The sequence below is a fragment of the Mycobacterium sp. genome, assembly GCF_049683935.1.
Taxonomy (GTDB): Bacteria; Actinomycetota; Actinomycetes; order Mycobacteriales; family Mycobacteriaceae; genus Mycobacterium.
The window spans coordinates 1-18,555 of the sequence record NZ_JBAUJR010000303.1 but is presented as its reverse complement, the minus strand read 5'-3'; the positions used below and the strand labels follow the sequence as shown (position 1 = coordinate 18,555).

The window sequence follows — 18,555 nt, the reverse complement described above, 5'->3', positions numbered from 1 at the left end:
CTTGAGGGTCTCCCTGAGTGCGGCGCCGGGCAATTGCCACTGGGCACGTCGATCGGTCCGTAGCATGGCCTCATGAGTGCGCCCGACTCTTCGATCCCGCGGTTCCACCTCGCGATACCGGTTGACGACCTGGCCGCTGCCCGCCATTTCTACGGCGACGTGCTGGGCCTCGAACAGGGCCGCAGCGATGAGACCTGGGTGGACTGGAATCTGCACGGGCACCAACTCGTCACCCATCTGGCCCCCGATCGCACCGCTGCAGTGCACAACCCGGTCGACGGACACGACGTGCCGGTCCCACACTTCGGCCTGATCCTGACGGTCCCCGCGTTCCAGGAACTGAGCGATCGACTGCGCGTCGCCGGTGTCGATTTTGTGATCGAACCCTACGTGCGCTTCGCGGGCGAAACAGGCGAGCAGTGGACGATGTTTCTTCTCGATGCCGCGGGGAATGCTCTCGAGTTCAAGGCGTTCGCCGACGATTCACAGGTGTTCGCAACGTAGGAGGGACGACAATGCGTGTAGTAATCGCCGGAGGGCACGGGAAGATCGCGTTGATCCTCGAACGGTTGCTGTCCGAACGTGGGGACACGGTCGCAGGCTTCATCCGCAATCCCGCGCACTCGGCAGATCTGGAAAGTGCAGGGGCACAGGCCACTGTGATGGATCTGGAGAACACCTCCGTCGACGACGTGGCGGCTGCCCTTCGCGGAGCAGACGCTGTGGTGTTCGCTGCCGGGGCCGGCCCCGGCAGCGGCGCGGCACGCAAGGAGACCGTCGACCGCGACGCGGCGATCCTGCTGGCCGATGCCGCAGAGCACGCCGGTGTTCGTCGCTATGTGATGATCTCGGCGATGGGTGCCGACGCCCATGCCACAGACGACGGCGGCGACCCCGTCTTCGTCGCGTACCTCCGCGCGAAAGGCGCTGCGGACGATGACATCCTGGCGCGGCATGGTCTCGACTCCACCATCGTGCGCCCAGGTCTGCTCACCGACGATCCCGGGACCGGGCGGGTGACGATCGCAGCGAGCACGGGACGTGGCAGCATCCCCCGCGAGGATGTCGCTGCGGTCCTGGTCGCGGTGCTCGACGCTCCCGGCACCGCCGGTCAGACGTTCGAGGTGATCTCCGGTGACACCCCGGTGGCCGACGCGGTCACCATGTTCTCGCGGGGTTGAGCACCGCAGCGGTCACCACATCAGGCCGCGAATCATCTCGGTCGGGGGGATGTCCTCCACCGAGACCAGACCTGCGGGAGCGCCGCAGACCCAGTCGATCGCGTTCACCGCTCTCGCCGCGGTGGAGATGCATCCGGCATCGGTGACGTCCAGAACCGGGTGCGACAGGTGGGTGCTCACCTCCACCCGCGGTTCGCCTTCCACCACCACCCTGTGCACGCCGAGGTGGCCGTCGGGGGGAAACTCCCAATCCGGTGCGGCCGCAGACGTGAGTCGGTTGATGTGTTCCACGGTGATGACCGGGACTCCGTCGCGTACTCCTTCGACGGCGAACCGCACCGCCGCCAGGTTGCCGGGTTCGACGGTCGTCATCGTGCATTCGATGCGCTCCGGGGTGTACCAGGGCTCGAACCGCTGACGAACCTCGTCGAGTTCCACGTCGAGGTGGCGTGCGAGGTTACGCACCAGCCCGCCGAACAGCGACGTGATGACGCCCGGTTGATAGGCGGGCGCCAGTTCGTCGTCCGGACTGGTGTTGAAACCCATTGCGGTTCCCGTGTATTCGTAGTCGTCGTAGTTGCTGTAGTCGAAGACCTCCTGCACGGCGACGGACCGGACACGGGTCACCAGGCTCAGTGCGGCGTGCACCGCGGTGTCACCGGAGAACCCGGGGTCGATCCCGTTGACGTAGAGGGAGGCGTTTCCGGCGGCGCAGGCGTCCTGCAGCGGCACCCGCAGCCAGTCGTCGGCCTGGTGTGGGGTCACCAGCCACACCATCGACGTTCCGACCACGTTGATCCCGGCGGCCAGCAGAGTGGACATCTGCTCGATGGCCTCCATCGGGCGTGTCTCCCCCAAAGCCGTGTAGACCACACAATCCGGCTTCAGGGCGATCAACGCATCGACATCATCGGTGGCCGTCACGCCGGTCGGTTCACCGAGCCCACACAGGTCGGCGGCGTCGCGGCCGATCTTGTCGGGATTGGCGGCATGCACGCCCACCAACTCGAGATCAGGCCTTCCGATGATCGCCGCCAGGGAGTGCCGACCGACGTTGCCCGTGGAGAACTGAACCACTCTGCGCATCTGGTGTCCGTTTCCTGCTCAGTAGTCGGGGATCGGCAGCGGCGAATTGTTCGAGTCGATTCCACCGTCCACATGGAAGACGGCGTTCGTCGCGTAGCAGTCCCGCGTCGCAAGGTACACGCAGAGCCGTCCGAGGTCCTCGACATCGCCGAGTCGATGCAACGGCGTCGTCTCCTCCATCTTCTCCCGCGACCCCGGCATCATGTCCAGGCTGCCCTGTAGGCCTTCGGTGGCGAAGGAGCCGAGGTGACGCACCAGTCGAACGTGTGCCGGAAGTCGTCGTCGGTGATGTCCAGAAAGCGGGCGTACGTCGAGCCGCCGACATTGTTGACCAGCATGTCGATGCGGCCGAATTCTTCCATGGCAGTGGTGACCACCCGCTCGCCGTCCGGTCGGCTCATCGCGTCGGCGACCACCGCCAGGCCCCTGCCGCCGGCTTCTTCGATATCGGCGATCGTGCCCTCGATGTCCGATCGCGTCCGGGCAGTGCCGACAACCGTCGCACCCGCTTCGGCGAGGACGCGGGCAATGCCCTGGCCGACGCCCTTACCGGCGCCGGTCACCACGGCGACCTGGCCCCCGAGATCGAACTGCTCCAGCGCCATAGCCGCTCCCCTCCGCGAAGTCGTGCCCATCTAACGACTCAATCTGACTTAAGTCAACAGAATGGCAGAATCCCCCCCGACACCATGGCGGTAGTGTGCATGAATGGCACTGTTGGACAGGCCCTCCAGCCGCGAAGCCAAGCGACTGCAGACGCGGGAGCGTTTGTTGGGCGCGGCCGTCGCGGAGTTCAAGCGGTCAGGTATCGGCGCGGCCGACGTCGGCGCGATCGTGGCCGCCGCGGGTGTCGCGCACGGCACGTTCTTCTTCCATTTTCCGACGAAGGAGCACGTGCTGCTGGAACTCGAACGCCGCGAGGAAGATCGGATCGCCAAACAGCTGGTCCGGTTCGCCGAGACCGATCACGACGTCGCAGAGACGTTGCGCGAAGCGATCCGCCTTGTTGTCGGGCTGGAGCGTCGCCTGGGGCCGATACTGTTCAAAGACTTTCTGGCTCTGCACTTCTCCCAGACCCGCCCGACAGACGACGAGAGCCATGAACACCCGGTGATCGTGGAGGTGGCACGCGAGGTCGATCGCGCCAAGTCCATGGGTCAGGTTGATCCGACCGTGAACGCGGTCAACAGTGCGGCGTTCTTCCTGCTCGGCCTGTACGCGCTGCTGACCACCACCCACAACTGGCCGGCGCGGCGCGCATTGCTTGACGACTACACCGTCCAGACCCTGCGGGGCATCGGCGTGAAGTAGCCGATTGACTACCGGTTTTTATTGACTATAGTCAGCGCTCATGAAACTGCCCACACTGGGCCGGGGTCGGCGCGAAGTCCATCGAACCGCACCAACTGTCCCCGCGAGCGGTCTCGACGAGCACCTGCAGGCGTCACAACAAGCGCAACGCCAGGCCGACAAGTGGCTCATCTCCGGGAGTCTGCTGATCGGCACCGCAGCGCTCGGCATCTTCGGACTACCCCTCTTCCTGCGAGGGGTGTGGCTGATGCGCAAGGCGCAGCGGGACGGACTCACGGTGCGCCCTCTGCTGGTGACCCTCATCGGCTATCTCGTCATCATCGACGCCGCGATCAACACCGTCGGATGGGCCCTCGACCTGGTCGCCAACCACACCTTACTCGCCCGAGTGCTGTTGAACGGGTGGGGAAACATGTTCGACGCAGGGTACTTCTGGCACTACAACGAGCTGTGGTTGGGAGGCGCCGCCGGTCCGGGCGAGAAGGCCATGGAGGTGGGGATGATCCTGACCGTCTTCACGATGCGGATCGCCGCGGCGATCGGGTTCCTGCAGATGAAGCGCTGGGGCCACCAGTGGATGATCATCACCTGCTGGATGGGCGTGCTCATCTGGTGCCTCTACGTGTTCAACATGACGATGTACGCCGACGTCCGATTCGCCGGAGTCGTGCTCCCCGTCGTCGGGTGGTGGCTCTACGACATCTTCTACATCACCCCCTTCCTGGCGATCCCCTACCTGCATTCGGTCAACCGCGAGATCTTCTCCGACTGACTCACTGACTTCTATCATTGACTACTATCAGTCAATGGGTTACAAAGATCGGACCATGACATCTCGGGTCAAGCACTCGGTGCGCGAACAACGTCGGCTGCAGACGCGCGAACGCATCCTCGGTGCAGCGATCGCGGAGTTCAAGCGGTCGGGAATGGCGCGGGCCGATATCGGCACGATCGTGGCGGCCGCAGGTGTGGCCCACGGGACCTTCTTCTTCCACTTCCCCAGCAAGGAGCACGTCCTGCTCGAGCTCGAGGGTCGCGAAGAGGCACGGATGGCCGCGGAGTTCGCCCGGTTTCTCGACGAGGAGCACAACCTGGCCACAGTGTTGGCGGAACTCGTGGGCCTGGTCGCCGGACTCGAGCGACGCCTTGGGCCGCTACTGTTCAAAGAGCTTTTGGCGCTGCACTTCTCGCCGACCCGCCCGAGCGCGGACGAATGGTCGGACCACCCCGTGATCGTCCTGCTCGTCCGCGAGATCGAGCGGGCACGCGGTGACGGCGAGGTCCACCGCGAAGTCGAGGCGTTCTACAGTGCCGCGTTCTTCCTGCTCGGCATCTATGGCGTGCTCACCACCACGACGAACAGCGAACGCCGCGACGCAATGCTGGCCAACCTGATCATCACTGCCCGACGAGGACTGGAGGTCCGATGACGTACCCCTGCGACGAGGAGGTCTGACGTGGTCGGCTGGATCTGGGAGATACTGCGTTATGTGGCGGCCTGGGGTGGCGCTGGGCTCATCATCTGGTTCTGGTACTGGATGTTCTCCAACATCGGAACTTTCTGAGGCTCGCCCAGGACATGACCGGACTCTCCGACACACACGCGATGGCTACCGAGCGCAGCTGCGCCCTGACCGCCGTCGCACTGAGTGATCGGCGCCGCACCGGCGCCCGCCTTGTCACCGGGCAACACCGCGGCTTCGGTTTGAGTTCGATGCTCGACGTCGTCCACGTCCCCCACCCGGTGGCACACCGTGACTGGACACGTCGCACCCTGACATGCGGTGTTGCCCTGCAGTGTTCACCGTCCAAGGATCGCCTCACCGACTACCGCCTCAATGAGCTGTCCGGCCGCGAACTGAGCGCGCTCGCGGTTGTCGAAGCCGGCGTTGCTCTCGGGTGGGTCGCCGAGAACTGGCCGGGGTTGCTCACCGAGATGCGGCGCCTCCTTCCTGAAATCGAGCTGGCGGCCGCCGATATGGACGGCGAAGAAATGCTGGAACACGCCGTCGCACTGGCCCGCACTCAGCGGCCATTGGCTGTTGATCCCCTGCTGGGGCGCCTGCCGCGGGCATACACGCTGCCGCACGGGTTGTCCGACAAACTGCGCCGCTCGTTCGGGCGCCTGCCGTGGACGACGAACCAGAAACGGGTACCGCAACCGCATTCGGTCCCCGCCGGAGGCGACGGCGGTGTCCGCAATCCCAACCTGCCGCCGCCGAGTCGTCCGCAGGACAACGATCTCGACGTCACCCCGGACCACCGTCCGGGCATCCCCTATCCGGAATGGAATGCGTGGACGGAGAGTTTCATGCCAGATCACGTCGCCGTGCTCGAGCAGGCGCACAGCGGCAGCACCGGGCAACCGGGTGCCATCGTCGTCGACGTCCGGCACTGGTTCGAGAAGAACACCCATCGTGCGATGAAGGGCCGCCTGGAGGACGGGTCCGACATCGACGTCGACCAGTACGTCGGTCACTACATCGATGTGACGACCGGAGAGGCGGTCGAACCACGGATCTTTCGGGAGCTGCTGCCGACCAGCCGTGATGTCACAACCGCGCTGCTGCTCGACGGCAGCTCCTCGCTGGGGATCCACGGCGGCACTGTCTTCAAGCTGGAACTGGCCTGCGCCGACGCGCTGTCCCGCGCGATGACGTCCGCACGCGAACGGCACGGCATCTTCACCTTCACCGGAAACACCCGCCATCGCGTCGAGGTCAACTGCCTCAAAGACTTTCCGGATCGGCGATTCGTGCCGCCCGGCAGCCTCGGTTTGTCCACCGCCGGATACACCCGGCTCGGTGCGCCACTTCGCCATATGACAAGTCGCCTTCTCGCCCAACCGTCGGAACGTCGTCTGCTGATCGTGATCGGCGACGGCCTGATCTCCGACGAAGGGTACGAAGGGCGGTACGCATGGGCAGATGCTGCCCACGCGGTGGAGGAGGCGAACGACGCCGGGGTCTCCATGTACTACGTCGGCATCGGTCCCGTCCGAGTCGACCCGCTCCCGGAAGTCTTCGGGCCGCGCCGATCCCAGCGGATCCGCCGCGTCGACGACCTCCCCCGCGTTCTCGCCCACGTCCACAGGGAGCTGGTAGCGGCATGAACAGAACTGACACCTACCTCGCCAACGGCCGCGAAGTGCAGATGTTCGAACGGGCCTACCGGCAGCGACTGCCCGTGATGCTCACCGGACCCACCGGGTGTGGGAAGACCCGGCTGGTCGAGCACATGGGAACGCTGCTGGCCCGCCCCGTCGTCACCATCAGCTGTCATGACGACCTGACCAGCTCCGACCTGGTCGGGCGGTTCATGGTCACCGGAGGGGACGTCACCTGGACCGACGGGCCGCTGACCCGCGCGGTCAAGGCCGGCGCAATCTGTTACCTCGACGAAGTCGTCGAGGCCCGCCACGACTCCCTGGCCGTACTGCACTCCCTCACCGATCACCGGCGCACCCTCTACCTCGATCGTGCGGGCGAGGTGGTCCAGGCGCCGGAGACGTTCATGCTGGTGTGCTCCTACAACCCCGCCTACCGCAGCTCGCTCAAAGAGCTCAAACCGTCGTTCCGCCAGCGATTCGTCACGCTGCCGATGCGCTATCTGCCCCCCGACCGCGAAGCCGAGGTGATCGTCGCCGAGTCGGCCATCGAATTGCCGACCGCTCAGCGGCTGGTCAGGTGTGCCACGGCGATCCGAACTGCGGATGCCGCGTTCCACTTCGAGCCGCCCTCCACCCGCGTACTCGTCACCGCAGCACAGCTGATCGCCTCAGGCGCAGAAGAACTGGAAGCCGCTGAAGCCTGCGTGCTCGCACCGCTGTCCAGCGATGGCGCCATCTCCGAGGGTCTGCGCGAGGTGGCCGCGGCCAGTCTCGCCGATGCCGACAGCCCGAATACGAACCACTAGAAGGGATTGCCCGCATGGTCGACCAGAAGGAAAAGAACCGCAAGAAGGCCCTGATCGTCCTGCAGGTCGTCATCTATGGATACCTGCTCACGATGTTCCTCATCCAGCTCTACATGTCGTTCGCGCGCGGCTGGTGGTATCTGTGAACTTCCCACTGCTGAAACGGAAGTCGCCCACCGAGGTGACGGCGTCCGTTCCCCTCGAGGGCTCGATCACCCTCGAAGAACACCACGAGCAGTCCAGACTGGCTCAGCGGCAGGCCGACAAGTGGATGATCGCCGGAGCGGCCCTGATGGGTATGTGGGCACCGGGTCTCATCGGTTTCCCGATCTTCATGCGCGGTGTGTGGCTGCAACGCCAGGCACTGCGCGCGGGATACTCGGTCCGGCCGATGATCGTCACGCTCATCGGCTACCTAGTTCTGATCGACGGCATGCTCAACAGTCTGGGATGGGCGCTCGACCTCGTCGCCAACCACACGCTGATCAACCGAGTGCTGATGATCGGCTGGGGCAACATGTTCGACGCCGGCTACTTCTGGCACTACAACGAGCTGTGGGTCGGGGGCAGCGCCGGACCAGGTGAGAAGTCGATGGTGTTCGGCATGATCGTCACCGTCTTCGCCATGCGGTGCGCCGCGGCGATCGGGTTCCTGCAGATGAAGCGCTGGGGCCACCAGTGGATGATCATCACCTGCTGGATGGGCGTGCTCATCTGGTGTGTCTACGTGTTCAACATGACGATGTACGCCGACGTCCGATTCGCCGGAGTCGTGTTCCCGGTCATCGGCTGGTGGCTCTACGACATCTTCTACATCACCCCCTTCCTGGCGATCCCCTACCTGCACACGGTCAACCGCGAGATCTTCACCGACTGACCATGATCCGCAAGCACTCTAAGGAGCACGGCTGTGACCACATCTGAAACCACCGAGGAAGAGAAGGCCGAGGATCTCCCGCCCGGCACCACCCCGTACTACGCGCGGATGCACAAGTACATCAAACGCGCGGTGCTCGTGTGCCTGGTCGCCCTGGTCATCGAGGGTGCCTTCACGTTGCCGTTCATGGCGGTCTACTACGGCTATCCGACGTTGAGCCTCACCGAGGTCTGTAGCGAACTTCTCAAGGTCCGCTACTCCGATGACACCCTGGACTGCAAGGTCCCGTATCCGCCGCTGGGACCACCCGAGGGGGCCGAGGGCAAGGACACCGCGCAGGACGAATGGGGTATCCAGCCGGTGCCCGAGTACAACCGAATCGGTTTCCGCGAACTCGTGCGTATCCACGAAGAGCGGGAGGCTCGACAGGCGGCCGAACAGCAGGGGGCTTCGAATCCATGACCAAACCCCTCGAAGAGCATGCGCAGAACTGGGATCTGCGCCACCCGGATTTCAACGACAACGACTACCTGTACGACGTCTACTCGCTGATGCGGCAGCAGGCGCCCTTCGCCCGCACCGACAACCCGTTCCTCAGCGCAACGCCGGCAGGCGCGTGGGTGGCGGTCCGCTACGCGGAGTGCGTCACGATCCTGCAGGATTGGGAGCACTTCTCCAGCAATCCGACCCCCGAAGGGGCCGAGCAGCTCGCCGGTGATCTGGTCATCACCTTGGACCCGCCGAGACAGCAGAAGTTCCGCAAGGTCCTCAACCCGTATTTCTCCCCGGCGAGAATGAAGGCACTGCGCCCGCAGATCGCCGAGGAGACCGACCGGCTCATCGATGAGCTCATCGAGAACGGGTCCGGTGACCTCGCCCAGATCGCGTGGCGGCAACCCGGCATCGTGTTCTTCAAGTATCTGCTCGGCATGCCGATCGAGGACGTCCCGCTGTGCATCGAACTCACCGACACCGCGCTCAATGGGGCCGGCGAGGACTCCCGGATGGCCGCCTGGGGTGGGTTGTATCAGCATCTGCACGACGCGGTGACCGCCCGCACCGAGCAGCCGCCGCAAGACGACATGATCGACGTTCTGCTCTCCGCCGAGATCGACGGCGAGAAGCTGCCCTTCCCCGACGTCGTGTCCAACGCGATGCTGCTTGTCCAGGCGGGCCTCGAGACCACCGCCAGTGCAATGTCTTTCGCCTACCACTATCTCGCCACCAACCCGGCCGAGCGGGACCGACTGATCGGAGATCCCAACCTCCTGGCCAGGGCGGTGGAGGAATTCATTCGATTCGCCGGATCGATCCACGGAATCCCCCGCACCGTGGGCGCCGAAGTCGAACTGAGCGGGTGTACCTTTCAGCCCGGCGAGTCGGTGATCGTCAACTATGCCTCCGCCAACCGCGACGAGACGGAGTTCCCCGACGCCGGCCGGTGCATCCTCGACCGCCGGGAGAACAGACACCTCGGCTTCGGCGCAGGGGTGCACCGTTGTCTCGGGTCCAACCTGGCGCGACTGGAGTTCCAGGTCGGTCTCGAGCGTGTGCTGTCCCGGATTCCCGATTTCACGCTCACGCCAGGAGCGCACGCGAAGTTCCACGGCAACTCCGTCACCCGCGGATTCCGCTCGGTCCCGGTCGATTTCACACCAGGCCCACGGTCGTGGACATAACGTCGGGGCCGTGCAGTGGACAACCCGCAACAAGCTGAGAGGTGTTCCCGTGCCGCAGAAAACCTACCGCGTGATCCAATGGATGACCGGCGACGTCGGACGGGTGGGTATCCGCCACTTCGCGGACAACCCCATCTACGACCTGGTCGGAGTGCTGGTGCACAGCGAGGAGAAGAACGGCAGGGACGCCGGCGAGATCGCCGGTATCGACCCGATCGGTGTTCTCGCCACCAGCGACGTCGACTCGATAGTCGACCTCGAGGCCGACTGCGTCTTCTATACGCCGATCATCATGGATGTCGACACCGTCTGCCGCCTCCTGCGGTCCGGCAAGAACGTGGTGACGACAAGCGGGTTCTTCCACCCGTCGCCGGACTTCGAGGGACAGGCGCAGTTGATCAGGGCTGCGTGTGACGAGGGGGACACGTCCTTTCACGGCGGGGGAATCCACCCCGGATACGCGGGTGACCTCCTGCCGCTCACGCTGGCGCGGGTGATGAGCAGAATCGACACCATTCAGGTGTACGAGGTCGTCGACGTCCTCAAGGACGCTCCGCTGGATCACATCGACTGGATGGGATTCGGCAAAGACAAGGAAAAGTTCCTCACCGAGCCGACGATCCTCGGTCTCGGCACCCCGTTCTTCGCCCAGTCCATGTACATGATCGCCGACGGCCTCGGCGTCAGCATCGACAGTGTGACCTCCGAGGTGGAGGCCGCAGTGGCCACCGAGGACATCCCACACGACGAGGGGACCATCCCTTCAGGCACAGTCGCCGCGCAGCGTCACGAATGGACGGCGTGGGTCGGCGGGCAGCCACTGATCGTCTTCCACGCGATCTACGTGACCGCAGGACCCGATCGGCTTGAGCCGGCGTGGGATTGGGGTGAGACCCGGTACGAGATCGTCATCGACGGGGACCCGCCGACCGAGTTGACCCTCAAAGGTGTCAGACAGCCCGACGGCTCGATGAAGCACCCCGGGTATGACTGGACAGCCATGGGCGCCATCAACGCCATTCCCGATGTCTGCGATGCGCCACCGGGGTGGCACACCCACCTGGATCTCGGCCTGATCCGACCTCGCGGACTGGTACGCCCGTGACCGCACCTCCGGCGAACGTGCCCCGGGTCCTCTACGAGGATCTTCCGATGTCGCGCGATCGCGGTGACGGATGGTCGATGCTGCGCCGCCTCGGACCGGTGCTCTACGGCGACGGCTGGTACTACCTCACTCGCCGTGAGGATGTCCTTGCGGCACTGCGTGACCCGGCGGTGTTCTCCTCACGGATCTCCTACGATGACATGATCAGCCCGGTCCCCCTGGTGCCGCTGGGGTTCGATCCTCCCGAGCACACCCGGTACCGCCGTATCCTGCATTCCCACTTCAGCCCACAGACGCTCAGTTCACTGCTTCCCTCGCTGCAGGCCCAGGCCATCAACATCATCGAAGCGATCGCCCTCCGAGACGAGTGCGAGGTGATGGCCGATCTCGCGACCCCGTACCCGTCCCAGGTCTTTCTCACCCTCTTCGGGTTGCCGCTGGAGGACCGGGAGCGGCTCGTCGCGTGGAAGGACGCCATCATCGCGTTCAGCCTGACCACCGACCCGGCGAGCGTGGACCTGACGCCGGCGGTGGAGTTGTACACCTACCTGACCGAAGCTGTTCAGACACAGCGGGACCAACCCCGTGCCGGGATCCTCTCCGAGCTGCTCCACGGCGACGAGACGCTATCCGACAACGAGGCCGTGGGTCTGTCGCTGGTGTTCGTGCTCGCCGGACTCGATACCGTCACCTCGACCATCGGTGCCACCATGCTGGAACTCGCACGGCGACCCGAGTTACGGGATTCGTTGCGGCACCACCCCGACGACGTCGCCGCGTTCGTCGAGGAGATGATCAGGCTGGAACCGGCCGCACCCGTTGTCGGGCGGGTGACCACTCAGCCCGTCACCGTCGCAGGTGTCACACTGCCCGCAGGCGCGGAGGTGCGACTCTGTCTCGGCGCCATCAACCGCGACGGCGCCGACCCACAGTCCGGGAACGACTTCGTACTGGACGGCAAGCTGCACAAGCACTGGGGTTTCGGTGGGGGTCCACACCGGTGCCTGGGCGCGCACCTGGCCCGGATGGAGCTCAAACTCGTTGTCAGCGAATGGCTCTCGCGGATACCCGACTTCGAGCTGGCTGCCGGATTCGACCCTCAGATCACCTGGCCGTCGGCCACCTGCACACTGCCGGAGTTGCCGATACGCATTTTCCCGAAGGGACGCTGATGGCCTACAGGATCGACCCCGACGTCCTGCAGAAGGTCACCTCGCAGGCTGTTGGCAGCCCTCTCGAGGGTGCCGAGCTCATCACTTACGCCATCGAGTTACTCGCCGACGAGTACCCCGACCTGATCGACCCCCGGCCGGGACGCTGGGTCGGCAGCAAGGCGGGCGGAATCCTCGGCAAGGTCCGATTCCTCTACTTCAGCCCGCGCGAGTACATCGTGATCTTCGGATCCCCTACTGGTACGCAGGGCTTCTCGGGGCGCTACAAGCACGTCGACATCCACAAGTTCCTGATCGCCGGCCAGATCGATTCCTATGACCTCGAATCAGATGGAACCTCGGCGCTACCGCCGTTGTTTCCCGGTGAGCACACCTGTCTGGAGAGAGGTCACGCCCGCGGGATGACGATTCATCCAGGCTCGTGGCACATCGAGTACGGCCGTGGGGCCGTTGCCACCACACTGCCCTTCGCGATGGTCGACACATTGCTGGTGTCACTGGAATTCGAATCCGTGCGCCGCTCGACAGTCGAGTTCGCGAAGCTGCTCGGTCGGCGGTTCGGCCGCTGACCGAAGGTGGCCAAGGCGCACACCTCTCATCACGAGGGTGCGAAGACCGCCTTGAAACGCTCCAGCGACTCTCGGATGTCGCCCTTCAAGGCGCCGGCGACCACCATTCCGATCGGACCGAACAATGCCGGTCCGCCCAGATGGACGTCGAACATCACGGTCGATCCCAGATCCGAGGGTTTGACCTTGCCGATGAGCTTGACCTTCACCCCGCCCTTGCCGTCGCCGTTGAGCGTCATCGCCTCCGGCGGGCGGTAGTGCACGACGGTCCAGCGCATCCGGTTGGGCATGCCCTTGACCTCGACGATCGAGTCCAGGACCGTACCCTTCTCGATGGAGTCCGGCAGCGCAGAGCGCCACACCCGGTGTATAGAGAGCCACTCCTTGTAGCGGGACAGGTCCGAGGCGCTCTCCCACGCCTTGTCCGGCGCCAGTGGCACGTCGATGGAGACCGACAATTTGGCCATGCCGTGAGCTCAGCCTAGGACGTCGGCGGAGCCGTCGGGGGTTGCTGCTGAGGCGGGCTGCCCGGCGGCGGCTGCGGGGGCGGGACCTGGCCCGACTGCTGACCCGGTGGCACCTGCCCGCCCGGATTGGTGTTGTCCTGGACGGCCTTCTTGGCGGCGTCCTGAACCTTGTCGATCGTCGAGGCATACTTGCCCTGGGTCTTCTTGTCGACCAAGTCGCCCGCCTTGTTGATGGCGGTATCGACCTTGTCGGCGTTCTTACCCAGGAGGTCCTTGGCTTTGTCCAGAAATCCCATGAGAGCAACCCTACCGCTCCCGCGGACGCCACAGCCTGCGGCGTTCCCCCAGTACGGCGCCCTGCACCCACCAGATCACCTCGACGGCGAGCGCCCCCAACAGGCCGATGCCCAGCGCGATCGACGTGCCGCCCACATCGGAGATATCCAGGATGAACAGGTCACGGGCCGGCGGGATGCTGAAGATCACGACGTAGGCGAACGCCGACACCGCGACCAACGCCACCCGCCACCATTCGTAGGGCCGGGCCACCACCGACAACACCCACAATGCGGAGACCAACAGCGTGATCAGGGCGGCAGTGGACGCCTGGGTCTGCTCGGTCTCCGTCGCCGCCCGGCCCTCATAGGCGAGCAGGTACGAGACGAACGTCGCGATGCCGACGACCAGCCCCGACGGCAGCGCCGAGGTCATCACCCGCCGCACGAAGCCGGGCTGGGCGCGCTCCGTATTGGGGGCAAGCGACAAGACGAACGCCGGGATGCCGATGGTGAACCAGGCCGCGATCGTGACGTGGATCGGCTGGAACGGAAAGGGCAGGGGGTCGGTTCCGAATATCTCCGCCGACAGCCCCGCCAATCCGACGAGGATCGCCAGCAACACCGAGTAGACCGTCTTGGTGAGGAACAGATTGGAGACGCGTTCGATGTTGCCGATGACCCGGCGGCCCTCGCCCACGACGTAGGGCAGGGTGGCGAACTTGTTGTCCAGCAGCACGATCTGCGCCACCGCACGCGATGCCGAGCTGCCCGACCCCATCGCGACGCCGATGTCGGCGTCCTTCAGCGCGAGGACGTCGTTGACACCGTCGCCGGTCATCGCCACCGTGTGTCCGCGCGACTGCAGCGCGTGCACCATCGCCCGTTTCTGGTCGGGCCGTACCCGGCCGAACGTCGTGTACTGCTCCAAGCTGTCGGCGAGTTCCTCCGGTGCCGCCGGCAGCTGACGCGCATCCATGGTCTCGCCTTCGAGCCCGAGTGAACCCGCCACCGCACCCACCGAGACGGCGTTGTCTCCGGAGATGACCTTGACCGTGACCTTCTGTGTGGCAAAGTATTCCAGCGTGTCGCGGGCATCGGGGCGGATCCGCTGCTCCAGAACCACCAGGGCCGCGGGGCTGACTGTTCCGGGTGCGTCGCCGTGGTCGACAGGCAGGTCGCTGGAACCCAGCAGCAGCACCCGCAGACCTCGCGCGCCGATCTGTTCGGCTGCCTCGGCCGCCGGCGATGCGGGATCCAGCAGCACATCCGGTGCACCGATCACCCAGTTGCCGTGCCCGGCGTAGGAGGAGCCGCTCCACTTGGTTGCCGACTTGAACGGCGCCGTCGCGGTCGCAGTCCAGCCCGGCGGCGTCGGGTAGGCCTCCCCGATGGCGGCCATGCTGGCGTTGGGACGGGCGTCGTCGGCAGCCAGTTGCGCCAGCACCTCGGTCACCGAACCCTCGTCGAGCTCTTTGAGATCGCTGACACGCATGCCGTTCTCGGTCAGCGTCCCGGTCTTGTCGGCACACACCACGTCGACGCGGGCGAGTCCCTCGATCGCCGGGAGTTCGTTGACCAGACACTGCCTGCGGCCCAACCGGATCACGCCCACCGCGAAGGCGATCGATGTCATCAGCACCAGGCCCTCGGGCACCATCGGGACCAGCGCGCCCACCATGCGCAGCACGGACTCCTGCCATCCCGCCCCGGTGGTGAACAGCTGGGTGTAGATGATCAGCGCGCCGGCCGGCACCAGCAGGTAGGTGATGAACTGCAGGATCTTGTTGATGCCGCTTCGCAGTTCGGATTTCACAAGGGTGAACTTGGAGGCCTCCTCGGCGAGCTTGGCGGCGTAGGCCTCCCGCCCGACCTTGGTGGCCCGGTAGGCCCCGCTGCCCGCCACCACAAAACTGCCCGACATGACGTGATCGTCGGCGTCCTTGGCGATCGGATCGGCCTCTCCGGTCAGCAGCGATTCGTCGATCTCGAGGTTGGCCTCCTCGAGGATCACGCCGTCGACGACGATCTGATCGCCGGGCCCCAACTCGATCACGTCGTCGAGGACAACCTGACTGGGGGCCAGCGCAGCGGTACCGGATTCCCTGCGCACCATGGGTTTCGCCTGACCGACGATCGCCAGCTTGTCCAGCGTCTGCTTGGCCCGCAGCTCCTGGATGATGCCGATCGCGCTGTTGGCGATGATCAGCAGACCGAATGCCCCATTGATCACCGACCCCGTCGACAGCACGATGATCAGAAGTACACCGAGGATCGCGTTGATCCGCGTGAAGACGTTGCCGCGGACGATCTCCGAGACGCTGCGCGCCGCACGGGTCGGGACGTCGTTGGTCTTTCCTTCGGAAACCCGTTGCGCGACCTCGGCGTCGGACAGGCCCGTCGTGATCGCCGTCGTCATCGTCCGCTCATCGCACAAACACTCCGTTGCCTTCCCCGTCGTAGTACTCCAGCGTGAGCCGATCGCCGTCGAAGGTGGCCTTGGAAATCGTTCCCGGAGGAGCATTCTCGGTCACGAAGGAGAAGGTGAACACATCGCCGTCCCAGTGTGTGAGCGGCACGGTGAGCGTGGAGCCCAGCGCCAGTTGCAGCCCACCGTCGCGCATGTTCACCCGCGCGGGACCCCAGAACTCGTTGGTGTACACCCCGACGTAGCTCGCCAGCGGGGCGGGCGGGGCGGGATCTGCCGGCGGCTGCTGACCCACCAGTGAGCCGACGGGCTGCTCCATCTGCTCGAACGCCCGACTGTACGGCGTCCACCAGTCTTCGCGCGCCTCGCCGAACTGGACGAGATCGGCGAACTGTGCGGTCAGCGTCTCCGGGACTCCCGACGGAGTGGCATTGGTCAGGGCGACGATCGCCACATCGGCCGACGGAAGCATGAGGAAGTTCGTTCCGGCACCCAGCTCGAAGGCGCCCGAGTGACTGATCTGCTGGCGGCCCGCCGACGTCGTCCCCACGTTGAACCCGTAGCCGTAGAAACCCGACCTCATGGCCGGCTCCGAGGCCCGGTCCGACACACTCTGCGGAGTGAGAGCAGGCAGCAGGGCCTTGGAGTCGACGATCTGCCTGCCGTCGTAGGCGCCGTTGGCGAGCACCATCGTCAGCCACTTCGACATGTCGTTGATCGAGCTGCTGACGCCGCCGGCAGGTCCTTCGTTCTGCGGGTCGCGCACGTAGTCGGGCGAGTACTCGCCGTCGATGTGGATGTGGCCGACGGCGCGATCGGCACGAGCCTCGTACTCGTCGAAACGTGAACTGGTCGACGTCATCCCGAGCGGTCCGTAGAGGACGTCCTGGCTGAGGTCCTCCCAGGACCTGCCCGCTGCGAACGCCACCGCTTCCGCACCGGCGGTGAAGCCGAAGTTGGTGTAGGCGTAGGAGATCCGGAACGGATCGAGCGGATAGTCACGCAGCTTGTCCAGCACCTGGCGACGGTCGTAGCCGAGATCCTCGAGCAGGTCACCGGCGTGGTCGGGCAGCCCGGAACGGTGCGAGAACATGTCGCCGACGCTCACCATCTCGGTGACCGCGGGGTCCGACAGCGCGAACCAGGGCAGCTTGTCGACGATCGGGGTATCCCAGTCGATGGTGCCCTCGCCGACCTGATGGGCGACGACGGTGGCGCTCAGCGACTTCGACAGCGACGCCAACTGGAACACAGTGTCGGGGTTCACCCGGTTTTCCGGATCGTCACCGTTGCGCACATCCTTGACGCCGAAGCCCTTGGCGTAGACCGTTTCTCCGCCGTGGACGACGGCCACCGCCATACCGGGCAGACCCGACTTCGCCATCAGGTCCTCGACCATGCCATCGAGCTTGGACACGGCATTGTTCACCGCGTTCTCGGGCAACGGCATCGCGGGGACCAGCGGCGGCGGCACCTCGGCCGACTGACTCGCCTGAGGTGCCGTAGACGGTGCAGGGTCGGCGCGCTCGGCACTGTCGGCGCCGCACCCGGCCAGCAGCGCGATCAACACAGCGAGCGCGGCACCTCGGGCGGCTGGGTTCATGATCAGCACCGTAACGCGTTCGACGGTGCTACATACGCCACCACGGCTGCAAAGTCGACTCCGGATCAACACGCTCGCCCGGAATGGGCACCGCGATCCGGATGCGTTCGGCCTCCGCGGCCGTGACCAGGCGCTCCACCGGTTCCGCCCACGGGTGCGGGGCGAGCCGGAACGTGGCCCAGTGGATCGGCACCATCAGGCTGCTGCCGCCGTCGGCCAGATCGAGGTGGGCGCGCACCGCTTCCTCGGGGTTCATGTGGATGTCGGCGAAGGCCGGGTGGTACGCACCGATGGGCAGCAGCGTCAGGTCGAACGGGCCGTACTCGGCGCCGATCTCGGCGAAGCTCTTCGTATAGCCGGTGTCCCCGCCGAAGAATGCACGGTGCGTCGGCCCGGAGATCACCCAGGACGCCCACAGCGTGGTGTCGCGGCTGAACAGCCGGCCGGAGAAGTGCCGTGCGGGGGTGCAGACCAGCGTCAGCTCGCCGATCCGGTGGCTCTCGTTCCAGTCCAACTCGACGATCCGGCTCTCCGGAATCCCCCACTTGCGCAGATGCGCGCCGATGCCCAGCGGCACGACGAACGGTGCGCGCTGGGTGCGGGCCAGAGCGACAATGGTGTCGATGTCGAGGTGGTCGTAGTGGTCATGGCTGATCACCACGGCGTCCACCGCGGGTAGCGCCTCCAACAGGATCGGCGCCTCGTGCATCCGCTGGGGGCCCACCGCCCGCGACGGCGAACAGCGCTGGCTCCACACCGGGTCGACCAGCACCCGGTAGCCGTCGATCTCGATCAACGCGCTGGAATGCCCGTACCAACTGGCCGCGGCCTGCGACGCGGCGAGGTCGGCCGGCGGTTCGTCGGCCAACGGGATGGGACCGGGCGGC

General features: G+C 65.5%; 20 protein-coding genes and 1 pseudogene. 14 read left to right on the top strand and 7 right to left on the bottom strand.

Going from position 1 to position 18,555, the window contains the following annotated elements:
• The first annotated feature begins 72 nt into the window (after window positions 1–72).
• Window positions 73–504 (top strand): VOC family protein, encoded by a 432-nt coding sequence (locus WA965_RS17670; RefSeq protein WP_526298766.1) that lies wholly within the window; start codon window positions 73–75, stop codon window positions 502–504.
• 11 nt (window positions 505–515) lie between these two features.
• A complete protein-coding gene (locus WA965_RS17665; protein WP_526298764.1) occupies window positions 516–1,181 on the top strand; it encodes an SDR family oxidoreductase in 666 nt (221 codons plus the stop codon).
• Window positions 1,182–1,193: 12 nt separating this feature from the next.
• Here the strand turns inward: WA965_RS17665 and WA965_RS17660 are convergent, their stop codons facing one another.
• Both WA965_RS17660 and WA965_RS17655 read right to left on the bottom strand, forming a co-directional pair.
• Complete coding sequence (locus tag WA965_RS17660; protein ID WP_526298762.1) at window positions 1,194–2,267, bottom strand: NAD(P)H-dependent amine dehydrogenase family protein; 1,074 nt, start codon at window positions 2,265–2,267, stop codon at window positions 1,194–1,196.
• 18 nt (window positions 2,268–2,285) lie between these two features.
• Window positions 2,286–2,872: pseudogene (locus WA965_RS17655) on the bottom strand (SDR family NAD(P)-dependent oxidoreductase).
• Between the two features lie 103 nt (window positions 2,873–2,975).
• Here WA965_RS17655 and WA965_RS17650 point away from each other — a divergent pair.
• The 12 genes from WA965_RS17650 to WA965_RS17595 all read left to right on the top strand — a co-directional run bounded on the left by WA965_RS17650 (window position 2,976) and on the right by WA965_RS17595 (window position 12,895).
• Window positions 2,976–3,578 carry a TetR/AcrR family transcriptional regulator gene (locus tag WA965_RS17650; RefSeq protein WP_526298760.1) on the top strand — a complete coding sequence of 201 codons (603 nt, stop codon included), beginning with the start codon at window positions 2,976–2,978 and terminating at the stop codon, window positions 3,576–3,578.
• A 40-nt stretch (window positions 3,579–3,618) separates the two neighbouring features.
• Entirely contained in the window at window positions 3,619–4,350 is a 732-nt protein-coding gene (locus WA965_RS17645; protein WP_526298758.1) for a hypothetical protein, read from the top strand.
• 55 nt (window positions 4,351–4,405) lie between these two features.
• Entirely contained in the window at window positions 4,406–5,008 is a 603-nt protein-coding gene (locus tag WA965_RS17640; RefSeq protein ID WP_526298826.1) for a TetR/AcrR family transcriptional regulator, read from the top strand.
• A gap of 149 nt (window positions 5,009–5,157) precedes the next feature.
• Entirely contained in the window at window positions 5,158–6,690 is a 1,533-nt protein-coding gene (locus tag WA965_RS17635; protein ID WP_526298756.1) for a nitric oxide reductase activation protein NorD, read from the top strand.
• Entirely contained in the window at window positions 6,687–7,493 is an 807-nt protein-coding gene (locus tag WA965_RS17630; protein WP_526298754.1) for an AAA family ATPase, read from the top strand. Before WA965_RS17635 ends, WA965_RS17630 begins: the two co-directional genes overlap by 4 nt.
• A gap of 14 nt (window positions 7,494–7,507) precedes the next feature.
• The gene (locus tag WA965_RS17625) at window positions 7,508–7,639 is read left to right on the top strand and encodes a hypothetical protein (protein WP_256735999.1); all 132 of its coding nucleotides are present in this window, start codon (window positions 7,508–7,510) and stop codon (window positions 7,637–7,639) included.
• Window positions 7,636–8,370: a hypothetical protein gene (locus WA965_RS17620; protein ID WP_526298752.1), complete on the top strand. Its 735-nt coding sequence runs from the start codon at window positions 7,636–7,638 to the stop codon at window positions 8,368–8,370. Before WA965_RS17625 ends, WA965_RS17620 begins: the two co-directional genes overlap by 4 nt.
• 33 nt (window positions 8,371–8,403) lie before the next feature.
• Window positions 8,404–8,832: a hypothetical protein gene (locus WA965_RS17615; protein WP_526298750.1), complete on the top strand. Its 429-nt coding sequence runs from the start codon at window positions 8,404–8,406 to the stop codon at window positions 8,830–8,832.
• On the top strand, window positions 8,829–10,049 hold the full coding sequence (locus WA965_RS17610) for a cytochrome P450 (protein WP_526298748.1): 1,221 nt from the start codon (window positions 8,829–8,831) through the stop codon (window positions 10,047–10,049). Before WA965_RS17615 ends, WA965_RS17610 begins: the two co-directional genes overlap by 4 nt.
• A 49-nt stretch (window positions 10,050–10,098) precedes the next feature.
• Window positions 10,099–11,154, top strand: a complete 1,056-nt coding sequence (locus WA965_RS17605) for an NAD(P)H-dependent amine dehydrogenase family protein (protein ID WP_526298746.1) — start codon at window positions 10,099–10,101, stop codon at window positions 11,152–11,154.
• A 47-nt stretch (window positions 11,155–11,201) separates the two neighbouring features.
• The gene (locus WA965_RS17600; RefSeq protein ID WP_526298824.1) at window positions 11,202–12,326 is read left to right on the top strand and encodes a cytochrome P450; all 1,125 of its coding nucleotides are present in this window, start codon (window positions 11,202–11,204) and stop codon (window positions 12,324–12,326) included.
• Window positions 12,326–12,895, top strand: coding sequence for an isomerase (locus WA965_RS17595; RefSeq protein ID WP_526298744.1), 570 nt, complete (start codon window positions 12,326–12,328; stop codon window positions 12,893–12,895). Before WA965_RS17600 ends, WA965_RS17595 begins: the two co-directional genes overlap by 1 nt.
• 29 nt (window positions 12,896–12,924) lie before the next feature.
• Here the strand turns inward: WA965_RS17595 and WA965_RS17590 are convergent, their stop codons facing one another.
• The 5 genes from WA965_RS17590 to WA965_RS17570 all read right to left on the bottom strand — a co-directional run.
• Window positions 12,925–13,362 (bottom strand): type II toxin-antitoxin system Rv0910 family toxin, encoded by a 438-nt coding sequence (locus WA965_RS17590; RefSeq protein ID WP_526298742.1) that lies wholly within the window; start codon window positions 13,360–13,362, stop codon window positions 12,925–12,927.
• Between the two features lie 14 nt (window positions 13,363–13,376).
• A complete protein-coding gene (locus WA965_RS17585; protein WP_526298740.1) occupies window positions 13,377–13,658 on the bottom strand; it encodes an Rv0909 family putative TA system antitoxin in 282 nt (93 codons plus the stop codon).
• Between the two features lie 10 nt (window positions 13,659–13,668).
• Window positions 13,669–16,056 carry a cation-translocating P-type ATPase gene (locus WA965_RS17580; RefSeq protein WP_526298738.1) on the bottom strand — a complete coding sequence of 796 codons (2,388 nt, stop codon included), beginning with the start codon at window positions 16,054–16,056 and terminating at the stop codon, window positions 13,669–13,671.
• Between the two features lie 7 nt (window positions 16,057–16,063).
• Complete coding sequence (locus WA965_RS17575) at window positions 16,064–17,668, bottom strand: serine hydrolase domain-containing protein (protein WP_526298736.1); 1,605 nt, start codon at window positions 17,666–17,668, stop codon at window positions 16,064–16,066.
• A gap of 28 nt (window positions 17,669–17,696) precedes the next feature.
• Window positions 17,697–18,555, bottom strand: an 859-nt coding sequence (locus tag WA965_RS17570) for an MBL fold metallo-hydrolase (RefSeq protein WP_526447874.1), incomplete at its 5' end; no start/stop codon positions are given.

Coding starts and splice junctions, on each gene's coding strand:
- WA965_RS17670 (WP_526298766.1), top strand. CDS start 73: ATGAGTGCGCCCGACTCTTCGATCCCGCGGTTCCACCTCGCGATACCG.
- WA965_RS17665 (WP_526298764.1), top strand. CDS start 516: ATGCGTGTAGTAATCGCCGGAGGGCACGGGAAGATCGCGTTGATCCTC.
- WA965_RS17660 (WP_526298762.1), bottom strand. CDS start 2,267: ATGCGCAGAGTGGTTCAGTTCTCCACGGGCAACGTCGGTCGGCACTCC.
- WA965_RS17650 (WP_526298760.1), top strand. CDS start 2,976: ATGGCACTGTTGGACAGGCCCTCCAGCCGCGAAGCCAAGCGACTGCAG.
- WA965_RS17645 (WP_526298758.1), top strand. CDS start 3,619: ATGAAACTGCCCACACTGGGCCGGGGTCGGCGCGAAGTCCATCGAACC.
- WA965_RS17640 (WP_526298826.1), top strand. CDS start 4,406: ATGACATCTCGGGTCAAGCACTCGGTGCGCGAACAACGTCGGCTGCAG.
- WA965_RS17635 (WP_526298756.1), top strand. CDS start 5,158: ATGACCGGACTCTCCGACACACACGCGATGGCTACCGAGCGCAGCTGC.
- WA965_RS17630 (WP_526298754.1), top strand. CDS start 6,687: ATGAACAGAACTGACACCTACCTCGCCAACGGCCGCGAAGTGCAGATG.
- WA965_RS17625 (WP_256735999.1), top strand. CDS start 7,508: ATGGTCGACCAGAAGGAAAAGAACCGCAAGAAGGCCCTGATCGTCCTG.
- WA965_RS17610 (WP_526298748.1), top strand. CDS start 8,829: ATGACCAAACCCCTCGAAGAGCATGCGCAGAACTGGGATCTGCGCCAC.
- WA965_RS17600 (WP_526298824.1), top strand. CDS start 11,202: ATGTCGCGCGATCGCGGTGACGGATGGTCGATGCTGCGCCGCCTCGGA.
- WA965_RS17595 (WP_526298744.1), top strand. CDS start 12,326: ATGGCCTACAGGATCGACCCCGACGTCCTGCAGAAGGTCACCTCGCAG.
- WA965_RS17590 (WP_526298742.1), bottom strand. CDS start 13,362: ATGGCCAAATTGTCGGTCTCCATCGACGTGCCACTGGCGCCGGACAAG.
- WA965_RS17585 (WP_526298740.1), bottom strand. CDS start 13,658: ATGGGATTTCTGGACAAAGCCAAGGACCTCCTGGGTAAGAACGCCGAC.
- WA965_RS17580 (WP_526298738.1), bottom strand. CDS start 16,056: ATGACGACGGCGATCACGACGGGCCTGTCCGACGCCGAGGTCGCGCAA.
- WA965_RS17575 (WP_526298736.1), bottom strand. CDS start 17,668: ATGAACCCAGCCGCCCGAGGTGCCGCGCTCGCTGTGTTGATCGCGCTG.